The organism is Novosphingobium sp. B-7, from assembly GCF_000410615.1.
GTDB lineage: Bacteria > Pseudomonadota > Alphaproteobacteria > Sphingomonadales > Sphingomonadaceae > Novosphingobium > Novosphingobium capsulatum.
Genome location: NZ_KE148382.1, coordinates 4,934 through 5,283, shown reverse-complemented (window position 1 = coordinate 5,283; position 350 = coordinate 4,934). Strand labels below are relative to the sequence as shown.

Below are 350 nucleotides of genomic sequence, written 5' to 3'. Positions count from 1 at the left end.
CCCGATGCATCGCCCTCGTGCCGGTTGATCGCGGCGCGGCTGGCGGCCTTGCGCCGCGCGTTTGGCCAGCCGGCGGGATAGGCGCCCGCCTGGGCACAGGCATGGCCTTGCCGTGGGATAGCCGCCGCGCCATGGTGCCGGCGGCAGCGGCGATACGATGAAACGGACCACATGAATCTCAAGCAATTTGCTGAACTGGCAGGGGTTTCCACCGCAACCGCATCCCGCGCGCTGAGCGGGACGGGCCGGGTCAGCGAAGAGACCACCAGCCGGATCGTCGCCCTGGCGGAAAAGCTGGGCTATCAGCCCAACGCAATCGCCCGCAACCTGCGCACCCAGCGCACAATGAC

At 68.6% G+C, this 350-nt stretch carries 1 protein-coding gene; it reads left to right on the top strand.

Annotated features, from left to right (window positions below; all coding sequences use genetic code 11):
- Positions 1 to 171: 171 nt before the first annotated feature.
- Positions 172 to 350: LacI family DNA-binding transcriptional regulator (locus H926_RS34875; protein WP_043609933.1), on the top strand; the 179-nt coding region annotated here is incomplete at its 3' end.